This is a genomic window from Providencia sp. PROV080 (assembly GCF_033688105.1).
Taxonomy (GTDB): Bacteria; Pseudomonadota; Gammaproteobacteria; order Enterobacterales; family Enterobacteriaceae; genus Providencia; species Providencia zhejiangensis.
Genome location: NZ_CP096346.1, coordinates 3,891,284 through 3,916,534, shown reverse-complemented (window position 1 = coordinate 3,916,534; position 25,251 = coordinate 3,891,284). Strand labels below are relative to the sequence as shown.

General features: G+C 42.5%; 19 protein-coding genes, 4 tRNA genes and 2 pseudogenes. 19 read left to right on the top strand and 6 right to left on the bottom strand.

Annotated elements, in window-relative coordinates; genetic code table 11:
- Positions 1-10 precede the first annotated feature (10 nt).
- The 4 genes and pseudogenes from gppA to M1F03_RS17630 all read right to left on the bottom strand — a co-directional run.
- Positions 11-1,516: a guanosine-5'-triphosphate,3'-diphosphate diphosphatase gene (gppA, locus tag M1F03_RS17645; protein WP_154623515.1), complete on the bottom strand. Its 1,506-nt coding sequence runs from the start codon at positions 1,514-1,516 to the stop codon at positions 11-13.
- Positions 1,517-1,527: 11 nt separating this feature from the next.
- Positions 1,528-2,631: pseudogene (gene rhlB, locus M1F03_RS17640) on the bottom strand (ATP-dependent RNA helicase RhlB); the annotation flags it as partial.
- A 22-nt stretch (positions 2,632-2,653) separates the two neighbouring features.
- Positions 2,654-3,925, bottom strand: a complete 1,272-nt coding sequence (locus tag M1F03_RS17635; protein WP_000813355.1) for an IS4-like element ISPa13 family transposase — start codon at positions 3,923-3,925, stop codon at positions 2,654-2,656.
- A 92-nt stretch (positions 3,926-4,017) separates the two neighbouring features.
- Positions 4,018-4,209, bottom strand: a pseudogene (locus M1F03_RS17630) (DEAD/DEAH box helicase); the annotation flags it as partial.
- A gap of 117 nt (positions 4,210-4,326) precedes the next feature.
- Here M1F03_RS17630 and trxA point away from each other — a divergent pair.
- The 19 genes from trxA (at position 4,327) to M1F03_RS17535 (ending at position 22,511) form a co-directional block, all read left to right on the top strand.
- Positions 4,327-4,653 (top strand): thioredoxin TrxA, encoded by a 327-nt coding sequence (trxA, locus tag M1F03_RS17625; protein WP_096617951.1) that lies wholly within the window; start codon positions 4,327-4,329, stop codon positions 4,651-4,653.
- 680 nt (positions 4,654-5,333) lie between these two features.
- A complete protein-coding gene (gene rho, locus M1F03_RS17620; protein ID WP_318840033.1) occupies positions 5,334-6,593 on the top strand; it encodes a transcription termination factor Rho in 1,260 nt (419 codons plus the stop codon).
- 730 nt (positions 6,594-7,323) lie between these two features.
- Positions 7,324-8,412, top strand: a complete 1,089-nt coding sequence (gene wecA, locus M1F03_RS17615) for a UDP-N-acetylglucosamine--undecaprenyl-phosphate N-acetylglucosaminephosphotransferase (protein ID WP_163863287.1) — start codon at positions 7,324-7,326, stop codon at positions 8,410-8,412.
- A gap of 31 nt (positions 8,413-8,443) precedes the next feature.
- Positions 8,444-9,502 carry an ECA polysaccharide chain length modulation protein gene (gene wzzE / locus M1F03_RS17610; protein ID WP_163863285.1) on the top strand — a complete coding sequence of 353 codons (1,059 nt, stop codon included), beginning with the start codon at positions 8,444-8,446 and terminating at the stop codon, positions 9,500-9,502.
- 98 nt (positions 9,503-9,600) lie between these two features.
- Positions 9,601-10,731 (top strand): non-hydrolyzing UDP-N-acetylglucosamine 2-epimerase, encoded by a 1,131-nt coding sequence (gene wecB, locus M1F03_RS17605; protein ID WP_163863284.1) that lies wholly within the window; start codon positions 9,601-9,603, stop codon positions 10,729-10,731.
- Positions 10,728-11,990 (top strand): UDP-N-acetyl-D-mannosamine dehydrogenase, encoded by a 1,263-nt coding sequence (gene wecC, locus M1F03_RS17600; RefSeq protein ID WP_154624222.1) that lies wholly within the window; start codon positions 10,728-10,730, stop codon positions 11,988-11,990. The genes wecB and wecC overlap by 4 nt, the downstream gene beginning before the upstream one ends.
- A complete protein-coding gene (rffG, locus tag M1F03_RS17595) occupies positions 11,987-13,054 on the top strand; it encodes a dTDP-glucose 4,6-dehydratase (protein WP_154624223.1) in 1,068 nt (355 codons plus the stop codon). Before wecC ends, rffG begins: the two co-directional genes overlap by 4 nt.
- A gap of 9 nt (positions 13,055-13,063) precedes the next feature.
- On the top strand, positions 13,064-13,945 hold the full coding sequence (gene rfbA, locus M1F03_RS17590) for a glucose-1-phosphate thymidylyltransferase RfbA (protein ID WP_154624224.1): 882 nt from the start codon (positions 13,064-13,066) through the stop codon (positions 13,943-13,945).
- Positions 13,923-14,663 carry a dTDP-4-amino-4,6-dideoxy-D-galactose acyltransferase gene (gene rffC, locus M1F03_RS17585; RefSeq protein ID WP_163863282.1) on the top strand — a complete coding sequence of 247 codons (741 nt, stop codon included), beginning with the start codon at positions 13,923-13,925 and terminating at the stop codon, positions 14,661-14,663. The genes rfbA and rffC overlap by 23 nt, the downstream gene beginning before the upstream one ends.
- Entirely contained in the window at positions 14,650-15,780 is a 1,131-nt protein-coding gene (gene rffA, locus M1F03_RS17580; protein WP_154624225.1) for a dTDP-4-amino-4,6-dideoxygalactose transaminase, read from the top strand. Before rffC ends, rffA begins: the two co-directional genes overlap by 14 nt.
- Positions 15,780-17,030 carry a lipid III flippase WzxE gene (wzxE, locus tag M1F03_RS17575; protein ID WP_163863280.1) on the top strand — a complete coding sequence of 417 codons (1,251 nt, stop codon included), beginning with the start codon at positions 15,780-15,782 and terminating at the stop codon, positions 17,028-17,030. Before rffA ends, wzxE begins: the two co-directional genes overlap by 1 nt.
- Positions 17,027-18,109 carry a TDP-N-acetylfucosamine:lipid II N-acetylfucosaminyltransferase gene (locus tag M1F03_RS17570; protein ID WP_154624227.1) on the top strand — a complete coding sequence of 361 codons (1,083 nt, stop codon included), beginning with the start codon at positions 17,027-17,029 and terminating at the stop codon, positions 18,107-18,109. The genes wzxE and M1F03_RS17570 overlap by 4 nt, the downstream gene beginning before the upstream one ends.
- Positions 18,106-19,461 carry an ECA oligosaccharide polymerase gene (gene wzyE / locus M1F03_RS17565; protein WP_154624228.1) on the top strand — a complete coding sequence of 452 codons (1,356 nt, stop codon included), beginning with the start codon at positions 18,106-18,108 and terminating at the stop codon, positions 19,459-19,461. The genes M1F03_RS17570 and wzyE overlap by 4 nt, the downstream gene beginning before the upstream one ends.
- A 9-nt stretch (positions 19,462-19,470) precedes the next feature.
- On the top strand, positions 19,471-20,208 hold the full coding sequence (gene wecG, locus M1F03_RS17560) for a lipopolysaccharide N-acetylmannosaminouronosyltransferase (protein ID WP_154624229.1): 738 nt from the start codon (positions 19,471-19,473) through the stop codon (positions 20,206-20,208).
- A 303-nt stretch (positions 20,209-20,511) separates the two neighbouring features.
- Complete coding sequence (gene thrP / locus M1F03_RS17555) at positions 20,512-21,900, top strand: bifunctional threonine/serine APC transporter ThrP (RefSeq protein WP_154624230.1); 1,389 nt, start codon at positions 20,512-20,514, stop codon at positions 21,898-21,900.
- A gap of 169 nt (positions 21,901-22,069) precedes the next feature.
- Positions 22,070-22,146: transfer RNA gene (locus tag M1F03_RS17550), tRNA-Arg, on the top strand.
- A gap of 81 nt (positions 22,147-22,227) precedes the next feature.
- A tRNA-His gene (locus tag M1F03_RS17545) sits at positions 22,228-22,303 on the top strand.
- Between the two features lie 15 nt (positions 22,304-22,318).
- Positions 22,319-22,404 (top strand) — tRNA-Leu (locus M1F03_RS17540).
- A 30-nt stretch (positions 22,405-22,434) separates the two neighbouring features.
- A tRNA-Pro gene (locus M1F03_RS17535) sits at positions 22,435-22,511 on the top strand.
- 988 nt (positions 22,512-23,499) lie between these two features.
- On the opposite strand, the gene M1F03_RS17530 is transcribed toward M1F03_RS17535, so the two are convergent.
- Both M1F03_RS17530 and hemY read right to left on the bottom strand, forming a co-directional pair.
- A complete protein-coding gene (locus M1F03_RS17530) occupies positions 23,500-23,727 on the bottom strand; it encodes a hypothetical protein (protein ID WP_154622326.1) in 228 nt (75 codons plus the stop codon).
- A 329-nt stretch (positions 23,728-24,056) separates the two neighbouring features.
- Positions 24,057-25,250, bottom strand: coding sequence for a protoheme IX biogenesis protein HemY (hemY, locus tag M1F03_RS17525; RefSeq protein ID WP_154622907.1), 1,194 nt, complete (start codon positions 25,248-25,250; stop codon positions 24,057-24,059).
- Between the last annotated feature and the right edge of the window lies 1 nt (position 25,251).

Here is a 25,251-nt window from a genome sequence, read left to right as displayed (position 1 = left end):
GGGGGAAAAACTAACTATTGGAACTATTGCGTTCTTCAAGTTTCAAAGGCCAGTTAACATAACCTTGCCATTGAACTTCTTGTTGCAAGTTTTCTGATCGTAATGGATGCTCCGCTAACCAACGATATGGTAATACAATCGTGAGGGTATCCGATTCAGCCTGAAGCCTCAATGCCGGCAATGTGTCATCACGTCGACGGCTAGCAAAAATGATCGCCAAACGCAGCAAGCGGCATAAATAGTAGGCTTGTTGCATGGGGAGCGCATTTTGTTGACTCAGTGTGGCAAGATCAACAGGGCCTTGCTGATTACGTAACAGTGCTGCTAATAAGCGTTTTTGTGCCGGAGTAAAACCGGGTAAATCTAGGTTGGTGATCAGGTAGCTGGCATGTTCAGGGCCTTTGCGAAAGTCCACACTCAGGCCTATTTCATGTAAGGCACACGCACTGGATAATAACTCACGACAGCGTAGGTCGAGCTCCCAGTGTTTGGCGACTTGCAAAAAGAAATGTTCAGCTAATTGACTCACACGGGCGGCTTGCTCAATATCCACTTGGAAACGGCGTTGAATATTCCGCAATGTTCGCGCACGAACATCTTGTTCTATCGGTAATTCAAGCATGCCGTAGACCAGACCTTCACGTAATGCACCACCGGCGAGGGTCATATTATCAATCGACAGGGTTTCGAAAATAGCGATGAGGATTGATAGGCCGCTTGGGAATACGAGTGCTCGCTCAAACGTTAAACCTTCAATTTCTAGCTCTTCAAGCTTATGGCATTGAATCGCTTTATATTTGAGCTGCTGTAGTTTATCGAGAGTGATCAGCTCATCCATCCCTTGCGAAATCATGATTTCTTGGATGGCCTGAACGGTACCCGATGCGCCAACACAAATTTTCCAACCATGACGTGTTAACGTCTCGGCAACAGGTGCAATAACTGCGCGCGCGGCACGTTCTGCTTGCGCAAAATTTTCTTCCGTCAGCGCGCGGTCACTAAAATATTTTTCAAGCCAAGTGACACAGCCCATTTCAAGACTGAATAATTGCTCGGCTTTGGCTCCTGTTCCCGCCACAAGCTCTGTACTACCACCACCGATATCCACCACTAACCGTTGATCAGGGCCGCCGGTTGTATGGGCAACACCTTGGTAAATCAAACGTGCTTCTTCTTCTCCCTGAATGACCTTAACGGTATTACCTAGAATTTCACTGGCTTTTTGCACAAAAATATCGGCATTTTTTGCCAACCGCAATGTTGCAGTTGCGACGACACGTATTTGAGAGCTAGGAATATCCTGTAAATGCTCAGAAAAAAGTCGCAAACATTGCCAACCGCGCTCCATAGCTTGCTCTGACAGCCTATTTTGACTGTCTAAACCCGCTGCGAGACGCACTTTGCGTTTTACTCTTGAAATAATCTGAATACTACCCGCAACTTCACGAACGACCAGCATATGAAAACTGTTCGAACCTAAATCAATCGCTGCATAGAGAGAAGAGGATTTCAGCATATCGTTATCACTCAGCCTGAACGTTTATGGTTATTACGTGGGCCATTATGGCGACGTGGCGAATTTGAATTGCGACGAGGCCCTCCTGGACGCGGACGATGGCGACGTTTCGGAGTCGGAAGGTCGGTTAATAACGCTTCGCTGTTATATTTGCTCACTGGAATCGAATGTTGAATATAGTCTTCAATAGCCGGTAGATTCAACGCATACTCTTCACAAGCGAGACTGATTGAATGACCACTTTCACCGGCTCGGCCGGTACGACCAATACGGTGTACATAGTCTTCACAATCGTCAGGTAAATCATAGTTAAAAACATGGGTCACTGAAGGAATGTGTAAGCCACGGGCTGCAACATCGGTCGCCACTAAAATATCAAGGTTGCCTTGTGTAAACTCTTCTAAAATGCGCAGACGTTTCTTTTGAGCGACATCCCCTGTTAAGAGACCAACGCGATGTCCGTCAGCAGCAAGGTGCGCCCAAATTTCATCACAACGATGTTTGGTGTTAGCAAAAATGATGCAACGCTCTGGCCACTCTTCCTCTAGTAGCGTCTGTAACAAGCGCATTTTTTCTTCATTTGAAGGATAAAACAGTTCTTCTTTAATACGGTGACCTGTTTTTTGTAATGGCTCGACTTCAATATATTCAGGGTTACTCATTTGTTCAAATGCCAGTTCTCTTACGCGATAAGAAAGCGTTGCTGAAAAGAGGAGATTCAATCTTTCAGCGACGGATGGCATACGGCGAAATAGCCAGCGAATATCTTTAATAAAGCCAAGGTCATACATGCGATCCGCTTCATCAAGGACAACAACTTGTACTGCACCTAAGTCAACATGCCCTTGTTTAGCGTAGTCAATTAAACGCCCAGTCGTGCCGATTAGGATATCAACACCACGTTGTAGCACTTTTAATTGCTCATCATAACCATCGCCACCATAAGCAAGCCCCATTTTTAAGCCAGTATACTCGGCAAGTTCTTTGGCATCCGAGTAGATTTGTACCGCCAATTCACGCGTTGGTGCCATGATAAGAGCGCGAGGCTGATTGGCTTGTTTCCCCTCAATGGCAGGGTGAGTTAGTAAATAATGAAATGTAGACGTTAAAAATGCTCATACGTATGACCTTAACGACCTAACCCAATGATTTATTTGTGTTATTAAGCAGCTTATATACGCCACTTATTTGGTCTCGTTTAACATTTTGCCGTTGGCAATGTTGCGCTAAAAATGCCAGCGCGTTATTCATGGCTTTTGCTAAATCCGTACCACGACTCATGGCTATATCAAAGCAAAATGGTATCCACCACATATGGGCAGTTTTTGCTCCGGTAAAAAGCGACAACACCCGGTTATACTTCTTTTGTGCCGCGTTGATTAGCCAGCGTTTTAAGGTTGCTGCCAGCAAGCTACCCCAAATTAATGTCTCAACGATTGTGGCATGACCTGTATCGAATTTATTTAAATTATTCATCGACTTCCACTCTTTGAATAATAATTCTATTTGCCAGCGAACACGATAAAAATCACCCACAACAGCTGGAGGAAACTGCTCACGGTCAAGGTTAGTGCAGACCAATACATGACGTTTTTTGTGATCTAATGCTGCAAATGCAACGCAACGATAAACCGGGCCATTCGGCCACTGCACATCTAAATCCAATACACCTGCATTGGGTAATTCTTTTAACCATGTTTTCAGCGGCTTCATCTGCTGAGTCTTAGTACAAACCGCCATTGGATTAACACGGTTACACATCCGCATAATAAAATACGCGCAGGCTTCTTGAAGCTGTTGTATATAAGCTTTTGAAAAATAACCTGCATCTGCCATAAATAAGCAGCCTGATAAAGAGGCGGGTGAAGGCAAATAGTCCCGCTCGGGTGCCGTGTCCTCAGTCAGACTAACACCGTCAGGTTGCCCCTTAAACACGTCATAAGTGACATGTAACTCAACCGCTGCCGGACTATTTTCATTAAAACGTCCTGGAAAATAGAACATTAAGTCGTCATGTACAGCGAAACTGGTGCCATCTTGTAAAATAATGCGCTTGAACATGTCCTGATATTTATTCCTGATAGCAAACATATCAGGGAGATGCAGAGCCAGCGCCTTTTCAAACACTTCACGCATAAATTCAGGAGCAGCCATTTTAACCAACTGTTTATGAAAGGGTTTAAGCTTTATGTCCGTTGAGTGCATATGGTTAAATTGCCGGTGCACATCGGCAATCGAATTCGTTGTTCCTGCACCCAGCGCACTGACCAGCGCCATGCAAAACTTCTGTGGCGTCACCTGCCGCCGCCGCTTCATAAAGCCTGATTGCTTGCCAAGCGCATCAAGCTCTGCTGCTGAAAAAAATCGTTCAAAAGCGCTCGAAAATCGGGTATCTTGTTGTTGCTTCATTCGTTTTTCCTGCAAAGGTGATCTTTTTTTTCTGGTAAATCAATTAGATCACGAATGAAGCACCTCTTCAACTCCTAAAGATCATACCTATGTAAAAATGCTAACGTTTTTCCGGTTCCAGTTTGCGCTTGCCCCGCAACATCTTTGCCTTCGACAGTGAAAGGCAAGGTAGAAGCCTGTATAGGCGTGCAAAAATTGAAGCCTTTTTTATTCAGGGCTTCAATGACTTTTGGGTGCAAGGCGAAGTCGGAAAACTTCTTTTCTGTCAAGTGTGCTTTACTCATAGTGTGGTAGAATATCAGTTAACGGTTGGTTTACGAAAGTGTATCTTTTGAAATAAAGCATACTGCTGCCAATTAATGTTACACTAAGACTGCAAAAATGATCCATTGGAGTACAACATGAGCAACAAAATTATTCATATCACTGATGCAAGTTTTGAGACCGCAGTACTGAAAGCTGGTTCACCTGTTCTTGTCGATTTTTGGGCAGCATGGTGTGGTCCTTGTAAAATGATCGCGCCAATTCTTGATGAAGTTGCTGAAGAATATACAGGCAAACTGACTATCGCAAAACTGAATATTGATGATAACCCTGCTACAGCACCAAAATATGGTATTCGTGGTATCCCAACACTTTTACTATTTAAAAATGGTAGTGTAGCGGCAACAAAAGTGGGTGCATTATCTAAAGCGCAGTTGAAAGAATTTTTAGACGAAAATCTGTAAGTTATCGTTGTTAGTTTAGATAAAACGTTTAGCGGTACATCTATTTTATAGAGGGGACCGCTAGACGTCCTGATTGAAGCATGGTAAGTTATCCTCAATCTCCATATCGCACCCGAATGAATTACCTTGTAATCCGTTGCTCTTATCAAAAATATCTGGTTTGTCAGTTCAGTTGTGGTTCATATCATGTGATCTAGGGCTGATAATGTGTTGATTTCTGAAATTATCAATTGAAAATTGAGTTGTTGCGCTTACAACGTTCAATTATTTCTTTCGTGGTACATTTACAATATCAATTTATGATAGTGATAAACAGCAACTGTTAAGGGTTATTTAGGTTAGTGGAGATTGCAAAGTGGCGCTTTTGTTTTTTCGTGCGTTGAAAGCTGACAATTTGCCATATTGAGATATATGTTGTCTTAAATGTACAAAAAACTATTGCTAATATTGTCTGTGTTTCTAATAATAAGCCGCACATCATTCAGATGAATCGCCGCGATATGTTAGTGCAGTCTTAGCAAGAATAAGCGCAAGAATTTTTACGCATTGTTAATGGTTTCTGTTTGTAACTATCAACAGGGCGTTATAAAGTTAAGCTGGCAGTTATATATCTTATATATAGTTGTCTTCAATTTACGTTCATAGTTCGAGAATTACCCCGAGTTAAAGAACCCACCATTATGAATCTTACCGAATTAAAAAATACGCCAGTATCAGAATTGATTACGTTAGGCGAAAACATGGGGCTAGAAAACTTAGCCCGTATGAGAAAGCAAGATATTATCTTCTCGATTTTAAAGCAGCATGCTAAAAGCGGGGAAGATATCTTTGGCGATGGCGTGTTGGAGATATTGCAGGATGGATTTGGTTTCCTCCGTTCAGCAGACAGCTCTTACCTCGCAGGTCCCGATGATATCTATGTTTCCCCCAGCCAAATTCGCCGCTTTAACCTTCGTACAGGTGATACAATTTCAGGAAAAATCCGTCCTCCTAAAGAAGGTGAACGTTATTTTGCCCTGTTAAAAGTTAATGAAGTTAACTTTGATAAACCTGAAAACGCCCGCAGCAAAATTCTTTTTGAAAACTTAACCCCATTACATGCTAATAATCGTCTTCGTATGGAACGTGGTAACGGTTCAACAGAAGATTTAACGGCACGTGTTCTGGATTTAGCGGCTCCGATTGGCCGTGGTCAGCGTGGTTTGATTGTTGCTCCACCAAAAGCAGGTAAGACAATGTTACTGCAAAATATTGCCGCTAACATTGCACATAACTACCCAGATTGCGTATTGATGGTTCTGCTGATTGATGAGCGTCCAGAAGAAGTGACCGAGATGCAGCGCTTAGTGAAAGGTGAAGTGATTGCGTCTACGTTTGATGAGCCAGCAGCACGTCACGTGCAAGTTGCTGAAATGGTTATCGAGAAAGCAAAACGTTTAGTTGAGCATAAGAAAGATGTGATTATTCTTCTCGACTCCATTACTCGTTTGGCTCGCGCTTATAATACCGTTGTTCCTTCATCGGGTAAGGTATTAACAGGTGGTGTCGATGCAAACGCATTACATCGTCCTAAGCGTTTATTCGGTGCAGCTCGTAATGTGGAAGAAGGTGGTAGCTTAACGATTATTGCTACAGCACTGGTCGACACAGGCTCGAAAATGGATGAAGTCATTTACGAAGAGTTTAAAGGTACAGGTAACATGGAATTACACCTGTCTCGTAAAATTGCTGAAAAACGTGTTTTCCCTGCGATTGATTATAATCGCTCAGGTACACGTAAAGAAGAGTTACTGACTTCACAAGATGAATTACAAAAAATGTGGATCCTCCGTAAGATCATTCACCCTATGGGCGAAATCGATGCGATGGAATTCCTCATCAGTAAGTTAGCGATGACGAAAACTAACGAAGAATTTTTCGACTTTATGAAAAGAGCATAATCGCTAAATTTTCAACATGGTTGAATGGATTAAGCGCTGTCGATGACAGCGCTTTTTTTATGGCTATTTTTTTTGATTTTCAAATGGATATTGCATTTATTTTGCCCTGCATAATATCCGTATCCGTTTGTAACTCATAAAAAATATAAGTTAAGTTTATATTTATAGTAACGAAATCATCATTGAATGATTCTAATTTATAATAATTAAATATCATTTATGATGATTAAAATAGGGTTATTAAAAAAATAATATTTTTTATATTGGATTTTTGGTGTAACAAAATGGAAAATCAATTCGTTGCATAGAATTGATTATTGTTTTATTCCAAGATTGATTGGTTTGAAGTAATACATGCATTCAATGTCTTCATTTATTTAAAGATTATGTCATTTTGGTAATGGCGTTTTTTGACTTGTCAGAAAAGGTTCATTTATTAAACAAAAAAGCAACTTAAAATTAGCATCATAGAAAATAACAGTTCGTTATGGCATGCATCTTGCTTTTATTAAGTATAAAATCGGCAGATAAGGCATAGCTGTATAAAAAACTACACTGATAACTGAGCTGGGTAAATTTTTATATAGTTATAATAGTCGTGATTAAAGACTCGTCTTATAGCAGTTATTTCTTTTGAGAGAATAATGCATTAGCTGTCGGTCATAGGATCTGCATGGGCTTAAACGTTTTAGTTTTAGGTTGATTAGATAAAGAATAAGAGAGTTGACTCGTGGACACCGCACAATTTATTGCCAGTCTTTTTTATGTTTTTTTGTTCACGTTAGTATTTATTTTTATCGCTCGAGTTGTTGCAACGAAAATCGGGCTGGTAGATAAACCTAACTTCCGAAAAAAACATGTAGGATTAGTTCCTTTAGTGGGAGGGATTACGGTATTTTTTGGCATCTGCTTCGCATTTGTGATAACGGAGGAATACATTCCTCACAAATGGTTATACCTAATATGTGCAGGCCTACTTGTTTTGATTGGCGCTTTGGATGACCGGTTTGATATCAGTGTGAAGTTAAGAGCGGGTGTACAGGCAATTGTTGCTGTCGTGATGATGACGGTTGCCGACCTAAAATTAGAATCATTAGGTTATGCTTTTGGTCCATGGGAGCTAGTGCTCGGGCCGTTTGGTTATATTGTGACGCTATTTGCTGTTTGGGCAGCTATTAATGCGTTTAACATGGTTGATGGTATTGATGGCCTGTTAGGTGGGTTATCGTGCGTTTCTTTTGGCGCATTAGGCTTTTTACTTTATCAAAGTGGTAACTATGCGTTAGCATTTTGGTGTTTTGCCTTCATTGCCGCTATCCTTCCTTATATCTTTTTAAATTTAGGTTTGTTAGGCCGACGTTTTAAGGTCTTTATGGGGGATGCTGGAAGTACACTTATTGGCTTTACGATTATTTGGATCCTAGTTGAATCAACTCAGGAAACAGTACATCCACTGAATCCTGTTACAGCGCTTTGGATCATTGCAATCCCGTTGATGGACATGGTTGCAATAATGTATCGACGTATTCGTAAGGGAATGAGTCCATTTTCACCGGACCGTCAACATATTCACCATTTAATCATGCGTTCAGGTTTTACGCCTAAAGGTGCTTTTGTACTAATTACCCTAGCGGCTGCATTTTTGGCATGCATAGGAATTATTGGTGAACGCTTAACATTTATCCCAGAATGGGTCATGTTGGCATTGTTTTTGCTTGTATTCTTTATGTATGGTTACTGCATCAAACGAGCATGGAAAGTGGCTCGTTTTATTAAGCGCATCAGACGTCGTATGCGAAGAGGTGGTGCAGTACGGTAACGACAAACGGAAATAATAGAGGTTCTGTGCAGTGAAAAACTCAGAAACACAACCTAATCAGTATCAGCCGCCGATAGAACCGGAATTGGATATCCGTGGTTTATGTCGCTCTTTGTGGCAAGGTAAAATTTTGATCGTGGCATTTGCGGTAATTTTTGCCGCTGTTGCATTAGGCGCATCTTATTTTATGCAGCAAAAATGGAGTGCAACCGCGATCACCGACCTGCCAACTGTTAATAATTTAGGCAGCTATTATTCGCAGCAACAATTTTTGCGTAATCTTGATTCTCGTATTAATACGACGGGACAAGAAGGGCAATTGCCAACGATAGCGAATGAGGCTTATCAAGAGTTCATCAAACAGGTGGGCTCTTATGATACTCGTCGTCAATTTTGGTTAACCACTGATTATTACAAGCAGCGGTTAGAAAATGACCCGAAAGCAGATGCGGCATTATTAGATGAGCTGATTAACAATATTGAATTTACGCCAGCAGATAATCTGAAAAATCTCACTGACAATATTAAATTGATTGCTGAAACCTCTACCGATGCGAATCAGCTATTACGTCAGTACATTCAGTTTGCCAACCAGCGAGCAACGGCTAACCTGAATGATGAAATCAAAGGAACTTGGGCAACCAAAATGCAATCCATGAAAGCGTTGGTAAAACGTGAGGATATGGTGGCTCAATCTGCTTATGAAAGACGTTTAAATGTACTTGAACAGGCATTGAAAGTCGCTCAAAAACAAGGCATTTCACGTAATCAAAGTACAACGCCTGTTGATGAAATCCCTGATTCTAAAATGTTCATGTTAGGGGTGCCATTGCTGGAAGCTCAAATTGAGACGCTAAAAGCTACGGGGCCAGATCATGACACAGATTACGATCAAAACATGGCAATGCTATCAACATTGAGTGTTGGACCGACCCTTCAAGACCGTTTTCAGGCTTACCGTTATTTAAGGACACCTGAAGATCCCGTCAAACGCGATAGCCCACGTAGAGCCTTTATGATGGTTCTCTGGGGCGCTATAGGTGCGTTGGTTGGTGCTGGTGTGGTACTTGCACGCCGTCGCCCGTCCTAATTTTACATAAGTGGCAGGCTTAATGTCTGCCACTATATAAAGTTATCAATAATGAGATCAAGCAGCTAACTGCATTAGATAAAAATAAGAGAGTCACTGTGAAAGTATTGACTGTATTCGGCACTCGACCTGAAGCCATCAAAATGGCTCCGTTGGTTCATGCACTTGCTAATGATGCGGCTTTTGAAGCCAAAGTCTGTGTGACGGCCCAGCACCGAGAAATGCTCGATCAGGTACTGAAGCTATTTGAGATCACGCCTGATTATGATCTCAATATTATGAAGCCAGGGCAAGATTTAACAGATATTACGTGTCGTATTTTGGAAGGATTGAAAACGGTATTTGCCGATTTCCAACCGGATGTTGTTTTAGTCCATGGTGATACTGCAACGACGATGGCAACCAGCCTCGCTGCCTTCTACCATCGTATTCCTGTTGGGCATGTGGAAGCAGGATTACGTACGGGGAACCTATATTCGCCATGGCCGGAAGAAGCCAATCGAAAAATTGCGGGTCATCTCGCCATGTATCATTTCGCTCCCACAGAAAACTCGCGTCAAAATCTACTGAAAGAGTCTATCCCAGATAAGCATATTTTTGTGACAGGTAATAGCGTGATCGATGCTTTATTGTGGGTACGCGATAAAGTGATGAGCGACCAGCACATGGCCGAAAAATTGGCGGCAAATTATCCCTTTATTGATCCAAATAAAAAAATGATTTTAGTGACGGGGCACCGCCGCGAAAGCTTTGGTGGAGGCTTCGAGCGTATTTGTCATGCATTAGCTGAAATAGCTCAAAGTCATCCGGACGTTCAGGTGGTTTACCCTGTGCATTTAAATCCAAATGTTAGCGAGCCTGTCAAACGTATTTTGCATGGCATTGATAATATTATTCTGATTACTCCACAAGAGTATTTGCCCTTTGTTTATTTAATGAATCATGCTTATCTAATCTTAACAGACTCCGGTGGCATTCAAGAAGAAGCGCCATCGCTAGGTAAGCCCGTTTTAGTGATGCGGGATACGACCGAACGTCCTGAAGCGGTTGATGCGGGAACAGTACGTCTTGTGGGAACAGACACACAAAAAATTGTTGCAGAAGTTAATAGGTTACTGACAGATGAAGCGGAATATCATGCAATGAGCCGCGCTCATAACCCTTATGGTGATGGTCATGCTTGTCAGCGAATTCTTGAAGCACTAAAAAGCAATCAGGTGAAATTATGAGTTTTGAAACTATTTCTGTTATTGGCCTTGGGTATATTGGTTTACCAACAGCGGCAGCTTTTGCATCACGTAAAAAGCAAGTGATTGGTGTTGATGTCAACCAGCATGCGGTTGATACCATTAATCGCGGTAAAATCCATATTGTCGAACCTGAACTGGACCTTGTTGTAAAAACAGCGGTTGAAGCAGGTCACTTGAAAGCATTTACTAAGCCACAACCTGCCGATGCTTATTTGATCGCAGTACCAACTCCGTTTAAAGGTGAGCATGAACCTGACCTGACTTATGTCAGAGCAGCCGCAGAGTCGATCGCACCTGTGTTGAAAAAAGGGGATTTGGTTATTTTAGAGTCAACGTCTCCTGTTGGCACAACCGAACAGATGGCGGAGTGGATGGCTCAAGTCCGTCCAGATTTGACGTTCCCTCACCAAGCGGGTGAAGACGCTGATATTGATATGGCTTATTGTCCGGAACGTGTTCTGCCTGGGCAGGTGATGGTTGAGTTGATTAAAAATGACCGTGTTGTCGGTGGTATGACACCTAAGTCATCCTTGCGTGCTAGCGAGCTGTACAATATTTTCCTTGAAGGTGAATGTGTTATTACTAATGCCAGAACAGCGGAAATGTGCAAATTAACTGAAAACAGTTTTCGTGATGTGAATATCGCATTTGCTAATGAATTATCACTGATTTGTGCCGAGCAAGATATTAACGTGTGGGAATTGATTAGCTTGGCTAACCGCCATCCACGCGTCAACATTCTACAACCAGGTCCTGGTGTCGGCGGGCACTGTATCGCTGTCGATCCATGGTTTATTGTGGCGCAAAACCCCAAACAATCTCGCTTAATTCATACGGCTCGTTTAGTGAACGATGGCAAGCCTATCTGGGTTGTCGACCAAGTCAAAGCTGCTGTAGCGGATTGCTTATCTGAGACAGGTAAAAAAGCCAGTGAAGTGACTATTGCTTGTTTTGGTCTGTCATTTAAACCCAATATTGATGATTTACGTGAAAGCCCAGCCATGCATATCACTAAAATGATCGCGAATTGGAATACAGGTAAAACCTATGCGGTTGAACCGCATATTGAAGCGCTACCAACGTCTCTTAAAGGGATTGCGGAATTAGTTTCGATTGAGACCGCGGTGAATGAAGCCGATATCATTTTGATGTTGGTTGATCATACGGTCTTTAAAGGAATCCAAGGTTCTGCTATTCCACAGAAATGGGTTGTGGATACAAAAGGAGTTTGGCGTTGAAACGTATTCTAATTACGGGTGGAGCGGGATTTATCGGTTCTGCTGTTGTGCGACATATTATTGAGAACACTCGCGATAGCGCAATTGTTGTCGATTGTTTGACCTATGCCGGTAATTTAGAGTCACTCAGTGAAGTCTCTAACAGTGATCGCTATGCGTTTGAACAAGTGAATATCTGTGATCGCATAGCGCTAGACCGCGTGTTTGCTGAATATCAACCTGATGCGGTGATGCATTTGGCTGCTGAAAGCCATGTAGACCGTTCTATTGATGGCCCTGCGGCGTTTATTGAGACCAATATTGTTGGCACTTATACCTTACTTGAGGCCGCACGCCACTATTGGATGGGGCTGGATGGCAATAAGAAAGCGCAATTCCGCTTCCATCATATCTCTACTGATGAAGTCTATGGTGATTTAGAAGGTCCTGATGGTTTCTTCACTGAAACAACACCTTATGCACCAAGTAGTCCTTATTCAGCATCTAAAGCATCAAGCGACCACTTAGTACGCGCGTGGCATCGTACTTATGGGTTGCCGACCATGATCACGAATTGTTCAAATAATTATGGGCCATATCATTTTCCAGAAAAATTGATTCCATTAATTATTCTCAATGCATTAGCCGGCAAGCCATTACCTGTTTATGGCAAAGGCGAGCAGATCCGTGATTGGTTATTCGTTGAAGACCATGCGCGGGCATTACATTTGGTGGCAACCACGGCTCAGCCGGGGACAACTTATAACATTGGTGGGCACAATGAGCGCCGTAATATTGATGTTGTTAACACCATTTGTGAATTGCTTGAAGAACTTCATCCTCAAAAACCGCAGGGTGTTGCACATTATCGCGATTTAATTACCTATGTGACGGATAGGCCTGGGCATGATATGCGTTATGCCATTGATGCTGACAAAATAGCGCGTGAGTTAGGGTGGACACCACAAGAAACCTTTGAGTCGGGGATCCGCAAAACGGTGTTGTGGTACCTCAATAATGAGACTTGGTGGCGTCGTGTGCAAGATGGCTCTTATGCCGGTGAACGCCTTGGTTTAGGCGCTTAAGGGGGGATCATGAAAGGTATTATACTTGCTGGTGGTTCGGGAACTCGTTTACATCCTATTACGCGAGGCATCTCGAAGCAGTTGTTACCCATCTATGATAAGCCAATGATTTATTATCCATTGTCAGTGCTAATGCTGGCAGGGATCCGTGAAATATTGATCATTTCTACGCCTGAAGATTTGCCGATGTTTAAACGCTTGCTGGGTGATGGTCATGAATTTGGTATCGAGCTGAGCTATGCTGAACAACCCTCTCCTGATGGCTTGGCTCAAGCCTTTATCATCGGTGAAGAGTTTATAAATGGTGATGCATGCTGTTTAGTGTTAGGCGATAACATTTTCTTTGGGCACTCGTTTAGCCCAAAACTGAAATCCGTTGCGGCGAGAACCCAAGGTGCCACGGTATTCGGTTATCAGGTCATGGATCCTGAGCGTTTTGGTGTCGTAGAATTTGATGACGATTTCAAAGTGCTGTCGATTGAAGAGAAACCGAAAAAGCCACTGTCTAACTGGGCAGTCACTGGGCTTTATTTTTATGATCACCAAGTGGTTGATTTTGCAAAGCAGGTGAAACCATCTGAACGCGGTGAGTTGGAAATTACCTCAATCAACCAGATGTATCTCGATAAAGGTGAGTTGAACGTAGAGTTATTAGGCCGAGGTTTCGCTTGGTTAGATACAGGTACTCACGATAGCCTGATAGAAGCGGGTACTTTTGTTCAAACTGTTGAAAAACGTCAAGGTTTTAAGGTTGCCTGTCTAGAAGAAATCGCATGGCGTAATGGTTGGTTAACTGACGAGCAAGTCAAAATGTCAGCTAAACAACTCAGTAAGACAGGGTATGGTCAGTATTTAGAGGATCTACTCCGTGTCCGTCCGCGCCAATATTGATTATTTATCATGGGAGTCTGAGTTTTTCGGACTCTCAACAGCAAAGCTAGACTTCACTGCTCCTCAGGCAGAGATGATCCTTGCAAGCCAATTAGATGACTATGCGATAACTCAAGCCAAAATACGGGCTAATGAAACAGAGCGCTTAGATGAATTAAGGCGGCTTGGTTTCTCTTTGGTTGAAGGGGAAGTCGATTTTGCGCTGACTGTTGGCATAGAAAATGCTTACTTGAATAGTGATTTACGGAAAAAAGTGCGCATTGAACCCGCGGTTACTGAAGATATACCTGTATTGCGTCAGGTAGCGGAGCAGGTTTTTAGCCAAAGCCGCTTTCGAACGCCTTGGTATCGTGAAGGTGATAGTGGACGCTTTTATGCATTGTGGATAGAAAAAGCAGTCTTAGGCACTTTCGATCATACCTGTTTATTAGTCAAAAATGTGGCAGGAGATATTTTAGGTTTCGTTAGTTTAAGGCACCTTGATGATGACACAGCACGTATAGGCCTACTCGCTGTTATGCCGAATGCTCATGGGCAGGGAGTTGGTCGTAAATTGATGTCAGCAGCCGTTGTTTGGTGTGAGCAGCACAAAAAAAGACAGTTAAATGTGGCCACTCAAATAAGCAATATTGCGGCATTGAATCTTTATTCACGTAGTGGTGCGGCAGTTGCTAGCACTGCATATTGGTTATATAGGGGACAACATGATTCCATTTAATAAGCCACCCGTTGTAGGAACAGAATTAGCATATATGAAGCAAGCCATGGAAAGCGGCAAGCTGTGTGGTGACGGTGGTTTTACAAAACGTTGTGAAGAGTGGATGGAAAAGCGTTTTAATTGCCCTAAAGTCCAGCTAACACCTTCTTGCACAGCGTCATTAGAAATGGCGGCAATCCTGATTAATATTCAGCCTGGTGATGAAGTGATCATGCCAAGCTTTACCTTTGTGTCTACTTCTAATGCGTTTGTACTGAGAGGGGCAACCATTGTTTTTGTCGATATTCGTCCAGATACAATGAATATTGATGAAACCAAAATCGAAGCTGCCATTACTGAACGTACTCGTGCAATTGTTCCTGTTCATTATGCGGGCGTAGCCTGTGAAATGGACACCATCATGGCAATAGCCCAAAAACATAACTTATTTGTGATTGAAGATGCGGCTCAAGGGGTGATGTCGACTTATAAAGGTCGTGCACTCGGAACGATTGGCCATATTGGCGCTTACAGTTTTCACGAAACGAAAAACTACTCTTCTGGTGGTGAAGGTGGCGCCACGTTAGTGAATGATAAGTCTCTGATTAACCGTGCTGAAATTATTCGTGAAAAAGGGACTAACCGTAGCCAATTTTTCCGTGGGCAAGTTGATAAATATACGTGGCGCGATATCGGCTCCAGCTATTTGTTGTCTGATTTACAGGCGGCTTATTTATGGGCTCAGCTTGAGGAAGCAGACAAGATTAATGACCGTCGTCTGTTGTTATGGCAGCGTTATTATGATGCTCTAGCACCTTTAGCACAGGCAGGCCAGTTAGCATTACCTATCGTACCGGAAGGATTAAAACATAATGCACATATGTTTTATATCAAGTTGAAGGATGTCGAAGAGCGTACTGCTTTCAATGACTATATGAAGTCAAATGACATTTTAACGGTATTCCACTATGTTGCGTTACATACCAGCCCTGCTGGGGAGAAATTTGGGCGTTTCGATGGCGAAGACCGTTATACAACAAGTGAGAGTGACCGTTTAGTACGTCTGCCAATGTTCTACAACATGACAGATGAGGAACAGCAAACGGTTATCACAAAAATTAAGGCGTTTTTTGCCTAATGTCGTTAGCTAGAGCATCGGTTTGGACTGCGGGGTCTACCTTGATAAAAATCGGGGCAGGCCTGCTTATTGTTAAGTTATTAGCAGTCACATTTGGCCCCAGTGGGGTAGGACTGGCGGGAAACTTCCGCCAGTTAATCACTGTGTTAGGGGTATTATCGGGCGCGGGTATTTTTAATGGGGTGACCAAATATATTGCGGAACACCATGAAGACCCTGAAAAATTGCGCGCGGTATTAGGGACCTCTTCAACACTTATTCTTGGTTTTTCGACGTTATTGGCGCTGGTATTTCTATTTTTTAGTGCCCCGATCAGTGAAGCGCTCTTTGATAGTCGGGAGTATCAATCGGTCATTCAAGCTGTTGCCTTGATTCAGATGGGCATTGCCTACGCTAACTATTTTTTGGCGATCCTCAAGGGATATCGGGATGCGTCGGGTAATGCACAATCCATTATTTTTGGTAGCATAATTGGTGTTGTTGCCTATTATTTATGCTATACGTTCGGTGGTTATGAAGGGGCATTAGTCGGATTAGCTTTGGTTCCGGCGTTAGTGGTTTTACCTGCTATCGGGATGATTGTTCGCCGTAAGCGGTTTGCATTATCGATGTTGAAACCGGCTTGGAATAAGGCGATTGCCACCAACTTAGGTAAATTTACCATTATGGCGTTAATTACGTCGGTCACTTTACCTGTCGCCTATGTCATGATGCGAAACTTGTTGGCTGCAAAATATAGCTGGGATGACGTAGGTCTATGGACGGGAGTTAGCACTATTTCGGATGCTTATTTGCAGTTTATCACTGCAACATTTTCCGTGTATTTGCTGCCTACACTTTCTCGATTACAACACAAGAATGACATCTCTGCGGAGATCATTAAGACGCTAAAATTTGTATTACCTGCTGTTGCCGTTGCAAGCTTTATGGTGTGGCTATTACGCGATTTCGCAATTTGGCTACTGTTCTCCGAAAAATTTAATGGCATGCGCGATTTATTTGCATGGCAATTGGTAGGGGATGTACTGAAAGTTGGCGCTTATGTCTTTGGCTATCTGGTGATTGCGAAGGCGGCATTACGTTTTTATATTTTAACTGAGGTGAGCCAGTTTATCCTCTTAATGGGCTTTTCCCATTGGTTGATACCTATGCATGGTGCGATAGGGGCAACACAAGCCTATATGGCAACATATATCGTGTATTTTCTCCTCTGTTGTTGTGTATTTTTGATTTACCGTAGGCGAGTATGACAACCTTAATACATGTACTGGGATCTGATCTCCCTCACCATAATCAAACGGTGCTGACGTTTTTTAATAATGTGATCTGTAAAGAAAAAGCAGTGTCACAGAAACCCCATTTTATGGTGGTGAGCCTCGATGATCAGATGGCCAATGCTTATCCCGAGTTGGATATCGAAGTCTTTGACAGCAAAAAGGCGATCGCAGATGCGGTGATTCGTCGGGCAACATCCAACCGAAGAGAACGTTTTTTCTTCCATGGCCAATTTAATGCACCTATTTGGCTCGCTTTGCTGTTTGGCAAAATTAAATCACACCAATTTTGGTGGCATATTTGGGGTGCAGATCTCTACGAAGAGTCTAATTCGATAAAATTCAAATTGTTTTATGTATTACGTCGTTTAGCACAAAAGAAGGTAGGGCATGTTTGCGCGACCCGAGGTGACTTGTGTTACTTTCAGCAATTTAACCCTAAAGTCCCTGCATCGGTATTGTATTTCCCAACACGCATGGACCCTGCACTCACGCTAAGTGAACGTCCAGCACGTCAGGGCGATACATTGACAATACTATTAGGTAACTCAGGTGATCGATCAAATCGTCACACAGAGGCGCTGAGAGCGATTAAACAGCAATTTGGTGAGCAGGTCAGCATTATCGTGCCTATGGGTTACCCTGCAAATAACCAAGCTTATATCCAACAGGTCGAAGAAACCGCACAAACACTGTTTGCGGCGGGTCAGGTGAATATTTTAAAAGAACGTATGGAATTTACGGATTACCTGAATTTATTGAAAACCTGTGACTTAGGCTATTTTATTTTTAATCGCCAACAAGGTGTGGGAACGGTGTGTCTGCTGATTCAATTTGGGGTCCCATTTGTCATCAGTCGACAAAATACATTTTGGCAAGATTTGACGGCACAGAATGTCCCAGTATTCTTCTATGGGGATGAACTATCGTTGGAATTAGTTGATGAAGCACAGCGCCAGATGGCGTTGCTGGATAAGCAACATATTGACTTTTTCGCGCCTAACTTTACCGATGGTTGGAAAAAAATCTTAGGTATTGCGGAGGAGAAAGCATGACCTTAGCCGAGTTAGGCGGCTTATCGCTTGTCTACCTGATTTCCATCATTTTTATGGGCACGTTACTCTATAAAGAGTTCAGACGTGTGCGCTTCAATTTTAATATTTTCTTTTCATTACTGTATTTATTGACGTTTTATTTTGGTTTTCCATTGACGTGTGCATTGGTGTTTCAGTTTGATGTGGCAGTCGTGCCTGCGGAGTACTTATTGTATGCGCAGCTTGCAGCAACAAGTTTTTATGCCATCTATTATGTAGCCTATAAAACACGCCTAACAAAAAGCGCCACTGTCGCTAAGCGGCCGCTGTTCACGATGAATAAAGTTGAGACTCACTTAACCTGTTTATTGCTGATAGCTGTTGCCGTCGTGACAGTGGGTATTTTCTTCTTACAGAATGGCTTTTTATTATTTAAGCTTCAATCATATAGTCAGATATTCTCCAGTCAGGTTTCAGGCGTTGCATTAAAGCGTTTTTTCTACTTCTTTATTCCTGCAATGCTGATTGTTTACTTCCTACGCCCATCCCAGAAACGTTGGGTCTTCTTTCTTGTCAGTACTGTGGCATTTGGTTTTTTAACCTATGTCATCGTGGGCGGAACTCGTGCAAATATCATCATCGCGTTCGCACTATTCTTATTTATTGGTATCGTAAGAGGGTGGATCACGCTATGGATGCTAGTTGCGGCAGGGGTTGCAAGTATTGTCGGCATGTTCTGGTTAGCGCTAAAACGCTATGGTTTGGACGTGAGTGGTGCCGAAGCTTTCTACACCTTCTTGTATTTAACCCGAGACACATTTTCGCCTTGGGAAAACCTTGCCTTGTTATTGAGTTACTACGACAAGATTGAGTTTCAAGGGCTGGCACCGATTGCACGTGATTTTTATGTGTTTATCCCATCGTGGGTATGGCCAGATAGGCCTGATACCGTACTGAACTCAGCTAATTACTTTACTTGGGAAGTCCTTAATAACCATTCTGGATTAGCCATTTCTCCGACTCTCATCGGCTCATTAGTCGTGATGGGCGGTGTGCTATTTATCCCTTTAGGGGCAATTGTCGTTGGGTTAATTATCAAATGGTTTGACTGGATTTATGGTATGAGTCTGAAAGAGTCAAACCGCTATAAAGCTGCAATTATGCAAGCGTTTTGTTTTGGTGCCATTTTTAACATGATTGTTTTGGCACGTGAAGGCGTCGATTCTTTTGTGTCACGAGTGGTCTTTTTCTGCCTGATTTTCGGACTTTGTTTGATTTTGGCGAAATTACTGTACTGGTTATTTGAAAGTGCGGGGCTTATTCGGGCAAAAGCATCTTCTTATCTAAGAAGCCAACGTCGCGAAGACCGCTAAAGGAGCATTATGGAACAGCAATCTATTCCGCAATATAGTATCAGAGGCCACCAAATTTGGGGGTTTAAAGATATGGCACATTTTCTGGATCATCTGTTTGCTGATGGCGAGACTCAGTCAGGGACTCTGGTTGCAATCAACGCTGAAAAAGTCATGACGGCGGAAAAAGATGCGGCATTAAACACCTTGCTTGGCCAAGCCGAATACCTATATGCGGATGGTATTAGTATTGTGCGCGCTATTCGCCGTAAATATCCACAGGCTCAAGTTTCTCGTGTTGCAGGCGCTGACCTTTGGGAGGCGTTAATGGAGCGAGCAGGGAGGGAAGGAACGCCGGTTTTCTTAGTCGGAGGCAAACCTGAAATTCTTGAACAAACAGAAGAAAAATTACGTTCTCAATGGAATGTGAATATTGTTGGTTCACAAAATGGTTATTTTACAGCAGAAGACCGAGATGCTCTGTTTGAGCGTATCCGAGCCAGCGGCGCGAAGATTGTGACCGTTGCGATGGGGTCGCCAAAACAAGAAATTTTCATGCGCGATTGCCGTAAAGTTTACCCTGAGGCATTGTATATGGGTGTCGGTGGTACTTATGATGTTTTCACCGGTCATGTGAAGCGGGCGCCCAAAATATGGCAAAACCTTGGGTTAGAGTGGCTGTATCGCCTGCTAGCACAACCCACACGTATTAAACGACAATTTAAATTATTAAAATTTTTAGCTTATTACTATGGTGGTAAGCTTTAAAGAGCCTTCACGCGCCATGGTATAAGATGCCGTGGCGCGTTTTCTCATCGTTCTTATCAAAAATATCAGACTAACTGCTATTTTATCTTTGTAATAACAAAAACGTTACTTCTGGCCTCTTCTCTCAATTATTTTTATAATCCATCAAAAATATATGCAATGCATGGGCTTTTAGCTTAGTTTAATGCTTATATCATGTTTTTCGGCTATTAAAATAGTCGTTTTATGAAGATAAAATCATACTTATTACTATAAATACTCATAAGTCGTGATTTGTTTTTTGGGTAACGACAGGGGGAATGAATGGAAAGCTCACAACAAGAACGACCTCAAGGATTGCAACGAGGCTTAGAAGCGCGGCATATCGAGCTCATTGCGCTAGGTGGAACAATTGGTGTTGGCCTATTTATGGGTTCAGCCAGCACATTAAAATGGGCAGGGCCATCGGTTTTGCTCGCTTACATTATTGCCGGTATTTTTGTGTTTTTTATCATGCGCTCAATGGGCGAAATGTTATTTGTTGAGCCAGTAACAGGTTCTTTTGCCTCTTTCGGCTATAAGTACTTAAGCCCATTTTGGGGCTGCTTAACGGCATGGGGCTATTGGTTTATGTGGGTTGCTGTCGGTATCTCTGAAATTACGGCAATAGGTGTCTATGCTGAGTATTGGTTCCCAGACGTCCCTCAATGGATATTTGCGTTGATCGCGGTGGTTTCCGTTGCACTTGCAAACCTTGCGGCAGTTAGGCTCTATGGAGAGCTAGAGTTTTGGTTTGCTATGATAAAAGTCACCACGATTGTGGTTATGATACTGATTGGGTTGAGTCTCATTTTTTTAGGCATTGGCAATAATTTTGAACCGATTGGCCTTGCGAATTTGACGGATCATGGCGGGTTCTTTGCGGGTGGCTGGAAAGGTTTTTTATTTGCTTTGTGTATCGTAGTTGCTTCTTATCAAGGCGTCGAATTAGTCGGGATCACCGCGGGTGAAGCGAAAAATCCACAGGTGACATTGAAAAAAGCGATCAATAATATCTTATGGCGTATTTTAATTTTTTATGTTGGCGCTATTTTCATTGTTGTTACGCTGTTTCCGTGGACGGACGTTGGGCAACAAGGTAGCCCGTTTGTATTGACCTTTGCTAAGGTAGGTATCGCGTCAGCGGCGGCGGTGATAAATTTTGTGGTGCTGACTGCGGCGCTATCAGGCTGTAATAGCGGTATGTACAGTGGTGGCCGTATGTTATATGCGTTAGCCCAAAATAGACAACTCCCCGCCTCACTATTAAAACTGACACGTAATGGCGTACCAGCGCGCTGTGTTGGCTTGACTATCTTATGCTTATTGGTAGGTTCGAGCCTAAACTATATCATTCCTAACCCTGAACAAGTTTTTGTTTATGTGTACAGCGCGAGTGTTTTACCTGGCATGGTGCCTTGGTTAGTGATATTGACCAGTCAACTGCGTTTTCGGCAGCAAAACCAAGACAAGATTGTTGGACATCCGTTTAAATCGATTCTGTTTCCATGGGTGAACTACGCAACGTTACTGTTTTTAGCTTGCGTGATAGTCGGCATGGCGATTAACCCTGATACCCGCTTGTCGTTAATTGTTGGTGCGATCTTTTTATTGACGGTTTCTGCGCTTTATTTCTTACTGCGCACACGCAACCGCGCGAAGAGTCAGTGCTAATTCGCTATCATCATCACGCTGTTGATTGACCAATATCGCGATAAAGAGAGAAAAAATGCTCTCTTTATCGACGAAATGCGCAAAAGGCAAGCAATCGAAAATTTTATTGAAAAAAGGACTAGACAGAACCTCATTAAATCCGTACTATCCACACCCGCAACGGCGTTAAGCGCCCGTAGCTCAGCTGGATAGAGCGCTGCCCTCCGGAGGCAGAGGTCTCAGGTTCGAATCCTGTCGGGCGCGCCATTAAATTAGCGTGCTGCTACGGTTGGCAAAACAAAGTTGTATGTAGTATAATAGCAACGCTTTGAATAAAGTGAAGTTATGGTGGCTATAGCTCAGTTGGTAGAGCCCTGGATTGTGATTCCAGTTGTCGTGGGTTCGAGTCCCATTAGCCACCCCATTCTTTTGTGACATTGCGAGGGTGGCGGAATTGGTAGACGCGCTAGCTTCAGGTGTTAGTGTCCTCAGGACGTGGGGGTTCAAGTCCCCCCTTTCGCACCACGAAAAGAATGTAAAGTAGATATACCCTATCGGCGAGTAGCGCAGCTTGGTAGCGCAACTGGTTTGGGACCAGTGGGTCGGAGGTTCGAATCCTCTCTCGCCGACCAAATTTAAAGAACCCCGCTTTAATCAGCGGGGTTTTTGCATTTAGAAGCGCGCAAAATCAGCTTATTCATTGGTACGAGCTACCTTTGGCACGGGTATACCAATCATCAATTATCAATCATTATTCAAACCCCAAACCCCAAACCCCAAACCCCAAACCCCAAAACCCAAAACCCAAACCCCAAACCCCAAACCTTCGACATTAACTCCAACGTCAACTTCAAGTGCCAAATAAACGGTAAGCATGACTGAACGTATTTAAATGTCTGTGTGTTAAGAATGACCGTTTATGGTTCCCGATATACTCATTGACTGGTTATCTGTTAGAACAAATGCGACTGAGGGCTTTATGAAGAAAATCATAGCTAATAGACTGTTTATATTTGTTATTTTTTCTATCTATCCGTCTGTGTCGCAAAATAGATACAAACCAGTATCTCGGTGTCGCCAAATGGAGACATATAATACATTGATTTTTAATAGTAAATTATCAAGGTGATTTTGATGTCTCTGAATTGAGACAGCTTTGTTGTTAAAAAAGGATGCTAACACAGCCTCATGTAAGGCAGGGGGAAAATGGCACTATATAAAAAACTGCTAGGATTGCGTTAGGCGTGTTTTTTCCGATGAAATGGGATAATAGAAAGAAAAAAGGCCATTCAAAAAAAGTTGGCACGCATTCTGCATTATCTATTGTGTAGATGCTCATTCCACTTATTATGACAGCAATGCTTCATAAACCCAGGAATGATGCAAAGCCGATTATCGGTGCCTATTGTCCAATATAGATGAACAAGAGCTAATCCTCTTCTCATCAACCCGTGGACGAAACGTTGAGTGAGGCACCATCCGTCTGTAGACCTGATTGTATATTTACACCTGCCTTGCTGGCAGGTGTTTTTTTTTATATGAACTCATCGACTAGAGCGATTTCCCTCTGTACAGCATGATGCTGTTACGGAAGGAAATCAGAAATTCATTTGTATGACATTAATTTTTGCGATTACAAAACCACTTGCTGAACCAGCGAGTGAGGTAGGTATAACACAAAATAATAAATGTAATGATGAAAACGTCTTTATTTAGATCAACAGTATCGAAACCAATGATAGAGATAAAAACAAAAGGTGACAGAATTAAAAGTAGCAGGTCGAAAAATACTTGTAGTCGATTCGGGGTTGAAATGATCCAGCGCCAAATAGTTTTAATTACATTCATGTAGATGTCCTGAGTTCGATTAAATCAAAAACAATGTATTATTTATACACTATGTAAATGGTATATTACAGAACAACCGTTATTTTGTTTGATGTTATACAACAATTAGGCGTTTTTCAGTCTAATTTGTGCTTTTTAAATATCATGGCGACTGATAACAGCCGTCAATATAATGTATTTAAATAAGTTTAATTAGGCTAATACTGTTAATCATATTATGAGTGATAAAAATGTTTGATTAAATATGATGGTATTTAGAATAAAAATAGCGGATAAAAAAACTCCACTTATAAAGTGGAGTTTTTCGTTTATATATTTCAAAATAGTTTTTAAGAACGTTCTTTTTTGAGTGAATGCAGTAAGGCTTCTTGACGTATTTTAGCGGCTTCCTCTGCTTTGTGCAGTTTATCGAGGGCATCGGCTAACCAAGCGGCATCATGAGCATCAAAACGTTGCGCTAATGCGGCTTTGAAATAAGTCTCTGCGTGTTCCCATTGCGCATGCTGTAATGCGATTTGCCCCATTGTACTATTGAGTAATGGTGTTGCTCCTGACTGCTTAACCAGTTGCTTTAATACTTTCTCAAGCTGTTCTGGTTTATCGCTACGGAGTCTTGGTGCGAGGAGTAATAAGCGCTCATCATATTGCTGTTTCAAACCATCAATCACAATTTTTTCAGCACTTTCGATATCATCACATTCAATCAAATGTTCAGCTAAGAAGGACTGTAAAGCCGTTTCATGACGGATTTTTCGTGGCTGAGCTTTCCACCACTGTTTCAAGCCTTCACTACCATTTTCAGCCATACATTGATTCATCAAGCCCTTATAAGCTTTCAGTTTTAATGCCTCTAACTCATCTTCGTTATGAAGTTGTGTTTTCGCCATAATCGGTAGCAGTTCAATCAGTGCCTGATAAGCCCCTGAACGTAAGTAGGCTTGTTCAGCAAGACGTAGTACTTCAGGGTGGCGAGGTGCTTGATCGAGAAGTTTATCAATCCCCGTTCGAGCCGCATACACTTCGCCTTCAGCCAATTGAATACGAACACGGCTGATATCGACGGGAAGTTGGTCGTTGCCGGCAACTTCGGCGGCTCTATTGAGGTATTGATGAGTTCGATGCTCATCTCCACGCTGTTGTGCCGCTTCAGCGGCAAGTAAATAGTTAATCACTGGCTGCTGAGAAAAATCCGCGTGTTTACTCATCAGTTTTTCAACTTGGTCGAAATCGCCTTCGGCAAGTTTGAGTAAGGCTTTTTGTGTTTGTGAGTGCGCTTTATGGTATTTACGCCCACTGACCCAGCCTTTAGTTCGTGAAGTGGTGCTAATAAAACGACGGTAACACCAGCCAAGGAACAGCAGGACAAACTGGAGCAACACAAAGCACAGCACTAAGTTAGTGACACTGGTGGTGATATCATAATCATCTGTACGGATGAAAACATAACCTTGGTGGCCCGCTAAAAGAGGGCCTAAGATAATACCAGCGATAAGCACAATAAAAAGGATCAGTACTTTAATCATA